We start from the raw sequence: 571 nt of genomic DNA on the forward strand, positions 1-571 counted from the left end.
TGTCCACAACAGATTGTCTGATGAAAATAACGAGCAGAAATACCTTAATAGGCTTGTAGCTCAGGTGGTTAGAGCGCACCCCTGATAAGGGTGAGGTCGGTGGTTCAAGTCCACTCAGGCCTACCAACTCTACTTATCCTTGAAATCTTCGCTGCTGCGTTGCTCATGTGCGTTTGCACACTGCGCTACTCGCAACGAACCTTTCGTCGGCTAAGCGAGTTGGCAGAGGTATGACTGATTTGGGGCTATAGCTCAGCTGGGAGAGCGCCTGCTTTGCACGCAGGAGGTCTGCGGTTCGATCCCGCATAGCTCCACCATTAAAAAGACTTCAGAGCGTATTGGCGACAGTATGCTGCGAAGTATTTTGCTCTTTAACAATCTGGAACAAGCTGAAATTTGAAACGACGCAGCTGAACATTATCCGCGAGGTAGTGATTTTGTTGTGTCAGAGTCTCTCAAAAATCGCAATCCGAGACACTTTCGGGTTGTGAGGTTAAGCGACTAAGCGTACACGGTGGATGCCTAGGCAGTCAGAGGCGATGAAGGGCGTGCTAATCTGCGAAAAGCGTCG

The 571-nt window shown here is 49.7% G+C and carries 2 tRNA genes and 1 rRNA gene; all 3 read left to right on the top strand.

Features of this window, described 5'->3' with window-relative positions:
• Positions 1 to 49: 49 nt before the first annotated feature.
• Positions 50 to 126, top strand: a tRNA-Ile gene (locus MFP24_RS00345).
• Between the two features lie 115 nt (positions 127 to 241).
• Positions 242 to 317 (top strand) — tRNA-Ala (locus MFP24_RS00350).
• 174 nt (positions 318 to 491) lie between these two features.
• Positions 492 to 571 (top strand): 23S ribosomal RNA (locus MFP24_RS00355); the annotation flags it as partial.

This window comes from Brenneria tiliae (assembly GCF_023347575.1).
In the GTDB taxonomy this organism is placed as follows: domain Bacteria; phylum Pseudomonadota; class Gammaproteobacteria; order Enterobacterales; family Enterobacteriaceae; genus Brenneria; species Brenneria corticis.